Below are 8210 nucleotides of genomic sequence, written 5' to 3'. Positions count from 1 at the left end.
GATTTACCCACTACAAATATTATAGAGCCCCACCTAGCCTTCCTAAAAATGTAATGATTTAACTAACTTATAGTTAGCTCCTGATTTCATTTGATAATAGGCTTGAAGATGTTGTCAAATGAAAGATCATATATGCATAAGAAAACACCTCTGTGTTATACTTGTTGTTCACCACAAACACAAGAAAGGCACAGAGATGCAAATCAATTATACTACAAAAGCTAAACACTTGACAATCCATAGTCGTCGCTTAATCGAACGATGGAAAATATAAGGGAAATCAAATAGAGAAATCGCCTCTCTACTTGGAAAAGCTCCTCAGACCATCCACAATGAAATCAAGCGTGGGACAGTCCTGCAATGTATTGGAAAAGGACGTTTCAAAGCGAAAAACTACTGTCTACTGACCTTGACGGATCAAAGGAGCAGACACTAAATCATTCGATTAATTCCAAATAAAATCGCTGAGTCTGTCAATCAGGCTCTAAGACTCATCTTAAGACAACACAAGATTCTTTCCATCACGGCAGATAATGGAGCCGAATTCAACCGCTTATCTGATGTGTTTTCTAAGGAGCATATCTACTATGCACACCCCTATGCCTCTTGGGAAAGGAAAGGGGAACCAATGAGAATCACAACAGGCTCATTCGTAGATGGTTACCTAAAGGAACCAAGAAAACGACTTCCAAAGAAGTCGCCTCCATCGAAAACTGGATCAATAACTATCCTAAAAAATGCTTGGACTACAAGTCGCCCAGAGAAGACTGCTTGCTGGCTAACTTGAACTTGAAATTTAGCCTTGTATAAAAATTTAAGAAAAACAGAAATTTTTTTTATAAAAGCCTTTACAAAAAAAAATAAAGTGGTATAATTGAATTACAAACAAGTGCAAACGTTTTCGTAAAACGTTTGCCTAAATAAAATAAAGGAGATTTGAATGATGAAAGCTACATTCAAAAATGTCTTGTCTTTCGAGTTTTGGCAGAAATTCGGTAAGGCTTTGATGGTGGTTATCGCTGTTATGCCAGCCGCTGGATTGATGATCTCAATCGGTAAGTCACTCGTCATGATTAACCCTAACTTTGCTCCACTAGTTATTACAGGTGGAATCCTTGAGCAAATTGGTTGGGGGGTTATTGGTAACCTTCATATCTTGTTTGCTCTTGCTATCGGAGGCAGCTGGGCTAAAGAGCGCGCTGGTGGTGCTTTTGCTGCTGGTCTTGCCTTCATCTTGATTAACCGCATCACAGGTACTATCTTTGGTGTGTCAGGAGATATGTTAAAAGATCCTAATGCCATGGTTTCAACACTATTTGGTGGATCAATCAAAGTTGCTGATTACTTTATCAGTGTTCTTGAAGCACCAGCCCTTAACATGGGTGTCTTCGTAGGGATTATCTCAGGTTTTGTAGGGGCAACTGCCTATAACAAATACTACAACTACCGTAAACTTCCAGACGCACTTTCATTCTTTAATGGTAAACGTTTTGTACCATTTGTCGTTATTCTTCGTTCAACAATTGCAGCGATTGCACTTGCTGCTTTCTGGCCAGTAGTTCAAACAGGTATCAATAGCTTTGGTATTTGGATTGCCAACTCACAAGAAACTGCACCAATTCTCGCACCATTCTTGTATGGTACCTTGGAACGTTTGCTCTTGCCATTTGGTCTTCACCACATGCTCACTATCCCAATGAACTATACAGCTCTTGGTGGAACATACGAAATCCTTACTGGAGCAGCAAAAGGTACACAAGTATTTGGTCAAGACCCACTTTGGCTTGCTTGGGTGACAGACCTTGTTAACCTTAAAGGTTCAAATGCTGACCAATACCAACACCTTCTTACAACTATCACTCCAGCTCGTTTCAAAGTTGGTCAAATGATCGGTTCATTCGGTATCTTGATGGGTGTCATCGTTGCTATCTACCGCAATGTTGATGCTGACAAGAAACACCAATACAAGGGTATGATGATTGCGACAGCCCTTGCAACATTCTTGACAGGGGTTACTGAACCTATCGAGTATATGTTTATGTTTATCGCAACGCCTCTTTACCTAGTGTATGCTCTTGTTCAAGGTGCTGCCTTTGCTATGGCGGATATTGTTCACCTTCGTATGCACTCATTCGGTTCAATTGAATTCTTGACTCGTACTCCGCTAGCTATCAACGCTGGTCTTGGTATGGATATTATTAACTTTATCTGGGTAACTGTCCTCTTTGCAGTGATCATGTACTTCATCGCGAACTTCATGATTAAGAAATTCAACTACGCAACTCCAGGACGTAACGGAAACTATGAAACTGCTGAAGGAGCATCAGAAGATGCAGCTTCAGGTGAAACAAAAGTTGCCGCTGCTTCTCAAGCTGTAAATATCATTAACCTTCTTGGTGGTCGTGCAAACATCGTAGATGTAGATGCATGTATGACTCGTCTTCGTGTAACTGTTAAGGATGCAGATCGTGTTGGTACTGAGGAAGAATGGAAAGCTGAAGGAGCTATGGGTCTTGTCATGAAAGGACAAGGTGTCCAAGCTATCTACGGACCAAAAGCTGACGTATTGAAATCTGATATCCAAGATATCCTTGACTCAGGTGAAGTAATTCCTGAAACTCTTCCAAGCCAAATGACAGAAGCTCAACAAAATACTGTACATTTCAAGGGTGTAACTGAGGAAGTTTACTCAGTAGCTGACGGTCAAGTCATTGCCTTGGAACAAGTGAAAGACCCAGTTTTTGCTCAAAAAATGATGGGTGATGGTTTTGCAGTAGAACCAGCCAATGGGAATATCGTATCTCCAGTTTCTGGTACTGTATCAAGTATCTTCCCAACAAAACACGCTCTTGGTCTTGTGACTGAAGCAGGTCTTGAAGTACTTGTTCACATCGGTTTGGATACTGTAAGCCTTGAAGGTAAACCATTCACAGTTCACGTTTCTGAAGGACAAAAGGTTGCTGCTGGTGATCTTCTTGTTACAGCTGACTTGGATGCTATCCGTGCAGCAGGTCGTGAAACTTCAACAGTGGTTGTCTTCACAAATGGAGATGTTCTCAAATCTGTTAAATTAGAACAAACTGGTTCTCTTGCAGCTAAAACAGCAGTTGCTAAAGTAGAATTGTAATATACTTGAGGTTGGAAGCTGTTTTCCAACCTCTTGTTTTAGGAGAAAAGCATGAAATTTTTAACACTCAATACCCACAGTTGGATGGAGAAGGAAGCAGAGGAAAAATTCCAGCTCTTACTCCAGGATATTCTTGATAAGGACTATGATTTGATTTGCTTCCAAGAAATCAATCAAGAAATTACTTCTCCAGAAGTGGAGGTTGATTATCTTTATCAAGCTTTACCAGCGGCAGAACCCATTCATCAGGATCACTATGTGAGACTTTTGGTTGAAAAGTTGGTTGAGAAGGGGAGAACCTACTACTGGACTTGGGCTTACAATCACATCGGCTATGACCGCTACCATGAAGGTGTAGCAATCTTATCTAAGACACCGATTCAAGCGCGTGAAATTTTAGTGTCAGATGTGGATGATCCAACTGACTACCATACTCGCCGTGTCGCCTTGGCAGAGACAGTGGTTGAAGGCAAGGAGCTTGCTCTTGCAAGCGTCCATCTCTCTTGGTGGGATAAAGGTTTCCAGGAAGAATGGGCTCGATTTGAGGCTGTCCTGAAAGGTTTGAACAAACCTCTGATTTTGGCAGGTGATTTCAATAATCCAGCTGGTCAGGAAGGTTACCAAGCGATTTTAGCTAGTCCACTGGATTTGCAAGATGCTTTTGAAGTTGCTAAGGAGAGAAGCGGTAGCTATACCGTTCCACCAGAAATTGATGGTTGGAAAGGCAATGCTGAACCGCTTCGAATTGACTATGTCTTTACAACGAAAGAGTTAGAAGTAGAAAGCTTGCATGTAGTTTTTGATGGTCAGAATAGTCCACAAGTCAGCGATCATTATGGTTTGAACGCGGTATTAAATTGGAAATAAAAGTAAAAAATGAAAGGGAGCGATTCCTTTCATTTTTTTACAAAAATCCCTATAATTACTATTTTGGAGAAGGAGTTTTTTGTATATTTGTATATTATCAGGAAATATCCACAAATAAGTTTTTAAAAATTTACGGTCAAAAAAAAATCGCTAATATTAACTATTTATGATAGAATGAAATTATGAAATAAAAGGAGGACTGGAATGTTTTTTCAGGATAGAAAGATAAAATATTCAATCCGCAAATTGTCAGTTGCTACTGTGTCCCTTGCGATTGGATTTTTGTTTGCGCCTGCGGCGCTTGGAGTCGCTCAAGTAGCTCAAGCTGATGAGCTTGCAACTACTGAACAAGTGGAGAATAAAGCAGAGAATCAGGTCTCGGTGGGCTCTTCTGCAACAGAGCAAGCAGAGCCTCAGAAAGAAAGCCAAGTTGCTTTGAAATCTTCTGAATCTGCGGTAGCAGAGACAAGTGAAGCGATAGCATCTACTGGTTTTAGAAATGCTCAGCCAGCTACAGGCACTGCCCAAGCAACTCCAGTAAATGCTAGTCTAAACAAGAGCACTTTAGAGAACTACCTCAAAAACTTGCGCAGCAAGGACTTTTCAAGTAAGACAGACGATAGTCTAGAAATCTTGAATGGCGTGATGGCAGCTGCTGATAGCGTGCTTCAAACTGCAACAAAGCAAGAAGAGATTGATAAAGTTTATCGCAATCTCGTAACCTTTGTCAATTCAGGTCTTCGTGATAAAAATCCGAAGTTCATCCCAGATCAGGATAAAACTCCTCGCTCGGCACTTTATGAGTTTGAAAGTGCTACACCAGGAAAAACAACTCCGCTTACTCTGAACTACTTGAAGCCAGAAGACACAAAAATCTACAAAAAGGGCGATAAAGTAAAGGCCATCCAGCCAACTGAAACAACTTATGTAGAGTATGATGGAAGTGGTAGATGGACCTTTAAGGGCTATGACCATGATAGTCAGGTGATTGACAAAGATGATGTTTTCTTCACAGGTAAGTGGGAATATACACCAACACCATACAAGGCTACCTATAGAGCAGTTAATGGCTCACCTGGGAAAACTCCGCCATCTTATGTTGCAAATTGGAGCCCAGAAGATAAAAGAAGATTTGCTGAGGGTGAAGTAGTAAAAGCACAAGAATTTCACTATGTTTTTTATACTTCAGAAGAATACCCTAACCGAAAAGGCTATTGGGCTTTGACTGGCTTTGATGCTCCAAGTAAAGTGGCAAACAATGGCGATGTAGAGTTCGTAGGAACTTGGAAATACTTTGAGGATGTCACTGTATCCTACAAGCCTATGAACCAGCACGATTTTGATAATTTTTATCATTTACCAAGTAGTCCTAAGACCTCACGTGACGAATATAAATTACCTCTTCCTAAGGAGATAAAAGATCTAGAAAGTAAGCTATACGATTACAAGCTTTCTCTCAATCAGTTTGATAAACGTGATGAGTATTTACCTAAAGATATACTGGATACGGTAGCAGCCTTGCTTCGCTACGATGAAGTTCAAGGTGTCTACAAACCCTTTTATGATGCGGAAAATGAAGGAAATTGGACCTTTGAGGAAGATGTAGTAGATTTAACCTTCAGTCGTGAACTAGAGCGGGCGGCTACATATGGGGAAATACCAAAAGTTACAATACCATTGATGTTTAAATTTACACCAGTTCCTCGGAAACCGACTTATGAGTTTGTCAGTGGAACGGCTGGCAAAGAACTACCTGCTGAGATCAATAATCTGAAGCCTGTTTATATGGATGAGTGGGCGTATGCAGATAGAAAGAAATACCCGAAAGGCAAGGATATAGTTCAGTCTGTTAGACCAATTCAAGAAACCTATGAAGATAAGGACAAGAAGGGGACTTGGCACTTTAAAGGCTACGATTTTACTAAAAAACCAGTGAGCGACTGGGAGCACGATGGATGGAATCTCAAGTTCACAGGTACTTGGACATTTGAAGAGAAAAAGTACCCAGAAAACTATGAGTATGTCAGCAAAGACCCTAGCCTAGCTCTACCAGATGGACTCAGAACCTTCCCGCCAATCAGCACAGAGACATATGTTGATGGTGCTACTGTTCAGGCAAAAAAACCTGAGAAGACGACTTACATGGACTTTGAGAATAAAGGTACTTGGAAATTTGAAGGCTATGACAAGGATGAAAAGGTAGTTAATAAAGCTGGCGTCCTCTTTACAGGTAGCTGGTCCTTCACACCACACAGAGATAAGACAGTTTCCTTTGACTTTGTGAGTGATACTCCAGGGAAGACCATTCCTGATGATTTAAAGGCACAAATTCCAGCTCCTATCACGACTTCTCCATCAGATTATTCTGCCAATGTCTTTAATGAAATTCAATATCTCCTCAGTTCATACGTCGATAATGAAAATGATGGTACATGGGTTGCTCAGCAGATTCCTCAGCGAAAGGAGGAAGTTGAGAAACCAGCTGACGATGAGGATTCTACCTACACGGTTCATTGGAAATTTTTACCGACCAAGCATAGTGTTTACTATGACTTCTATACAGATTCAAAAGATGATTCTGGTCAAACGATCTATCCGCCATCAACTTTGTATAATCTAATCACTTACGAAAGAGAATTTGTCAAGGGTGAAAAAGCTCGCGTTAAAATGCCATCTAAAACAAGATTTGAGGATCCTGATGGCAGAGGGACTTGGGTCTTTGATGACTACTATGAAGATGATAATACGACTATTTCTCCACGCGTGAAAACAGTAGAGAACGCAGACGTCCTCTTCAAAGGAAAATGGATTTTTGTTCCTACTGATCAGTCTGATACAATCTACAGATTAGAGTATAAATTTACTAACTCGACTCCTGCCTATCCTCTTCCAAATAAGATTCGCGATATGCTTCCAGCTGGCACTGATTTCGTTGCACGAGCTGATGATTACAAAGATGCAAGCAAACTTGACACCACCACAGTAACTGTTCCGACAGGTACTTGGACCTTCCATGGTTTTGATGCGGATAAATACGGAAAAGCTATTGCAGGTACGAAAGTGAAGACCATCACAGGCTCTTGGAGCTTTACGCCAAATGGTGTAGATTATCAGTTCCAATCAACCAATCCTGCTTTTGCACTACCAGATCATATCACCAAGTTGACTCCGAAAAATCCTTATGATTACAAGTTATACCCTAAGGAAATTCTGGCTGAACAACCAAGTGAAACGACTTATGTTGATACAGCAAACAAGGTAACTTGGAAATTTGAAGGATACGATAAAGAAAAAATCGTTGTAGGAAAAGGCAGACAGACTTTCCTTGGAAGCTGGGTACCTACTCCAAATCCAGAATATGTATTCAAATCATCTAAAGCAGGTGTTCCATTGCCACAAAGTATTTTAGAAGAGTTGCCAAGTGATGAAGCTTCTTATAAGGTTGGAGACACTATTGTAGCCAAACAACCTGCTAAAGAATCAGTAGTTGAAGAAGAAAAAGACTATGTCTGGACCTTCAAAGGTTATGATCAGAAGAATGCGACCTATAATGGCAAGCGTGTGACATTTACAGGTATCTGGGAAGTAACGCCTAGACCGCATCATGTAAGCTATACTTTTGTAAGCATTACGGCTGGTGTTGATTTGCCTGAATTTATCCAGAAGAAAGCACCAAAAGACAGCTCAAACTATTACAACACGCAAAAAGTTGTACCAGAAGAGCCGACAACAAAGACTTACAAAGATGATGTGAACGATGGTACCTGGACTTTCCTTGGTTACGATGCCAAAAGTAAGTTTGTGAAAAAAGCTGATTTGACTTTCACAGGTAAGTGGAAGTTTGAAGCTAACAAGTACCAAACTACTTATCGCTTCGAGAGCGCCACATCAGGTAAAGCACTTCCAGCAGCCATCACATCATTAACCCCAAGCGACAGTGCAACTTATGTGAATGGTGCCTCTGTTTCCGCTCAGCAACCATCTCAAACCACATACACAGATACTGTGAACGATGGCACTTGGACCTTCAAGGGTTATGACGCAGCTAGCGCCGTTGTCAACAAGTCCGATGTAGAGTTTGTAGGAAAATGGGCCTTTGAAGCTAACAAGTACCAAGCAAGTTACCGCTTCGAGAGTGCGACAGCAGGTAAGGCTCTTCCAGCAGCCATCGCAGCCTTGACACCAAGCGATAGTGCAACTTATGTGAATGGTGCTT

3 protein-coding genes and 1 pseudogene are annotated in these 8210 nt (G+C 41.0%); all 4 read left to right on the top strand.

What is annotated here, in order from left to right; all coding sequences use genetic code 11:
* Window positions 1-196: 196 nt before the first annotated feature.
* Window positions 197-810: pseudogene (locus tag MK403_RS08185) on the top strand (IS30 family transposase).
* A 130-nt stretch (window positions 811-940) separates the two neighbouring features.
* The gene (locus MK403_RS08180; protein ID WP_268709559.1) at window positions 941-3127 is read left to right on the top strand and encodes a PTS transporter subunit IIBC; all 2187 of its coding nucleotides are present in this window, start codon (window positions 941-943) and stop codon (window positions 3125-3127) included.
* Window positions 3128-3178: 51 nt separating this feature from the next.
* Complete coding sequence (locus tag MK403_RS08175) at window positions 3179-3994, top strand: endonuclease/exonuclease/phosphatase family protein (RefSeq protein ID WP_268709558.1); 816 nt, start codon at window positions 3179-3181, stop codon at window positions 3992-3994.
* Window positions 3995-4198: 204 nt separating this feature from the next.
* Window positions 4199-8210 (top strand): SHIRT domain-containing protein (locus MK403_RS08170; RefSeq protein WP_268709557.1); only part of this gene is annotated, 4012 nt, incomplete at its 3' end.

The organism is Streptococcus oralis (assembly GCF_026782285.1).
GTDB classification, from domain to species: Bacteria; Bacillota; Bacilli; order Lactobacillales; family Streptococcaceae; genus Streptococcus; species Streptococcus oralis_CG.
This window is presented reverse-complemented; position numbering and strand designations above follow the sequence as displayed.

What these genes read in the sequence shown, in the direction of transcription:
- MK403_RS08180 (WP_268709559.1), top strand. Translation starts at nt 941, where the DNA reads ATGATGAAAGCTACATTCAAAAATGTCTTGTCTTTCGAGTTTTGGCAG.
- MK403_RS08175 (WP_268709558.1), top strand. Translation starts at nt 3,179, where the DNA reads ATGAAATTTTTAACACTCAATACCCACAGTTGGATGGAGAAGGAAGCA.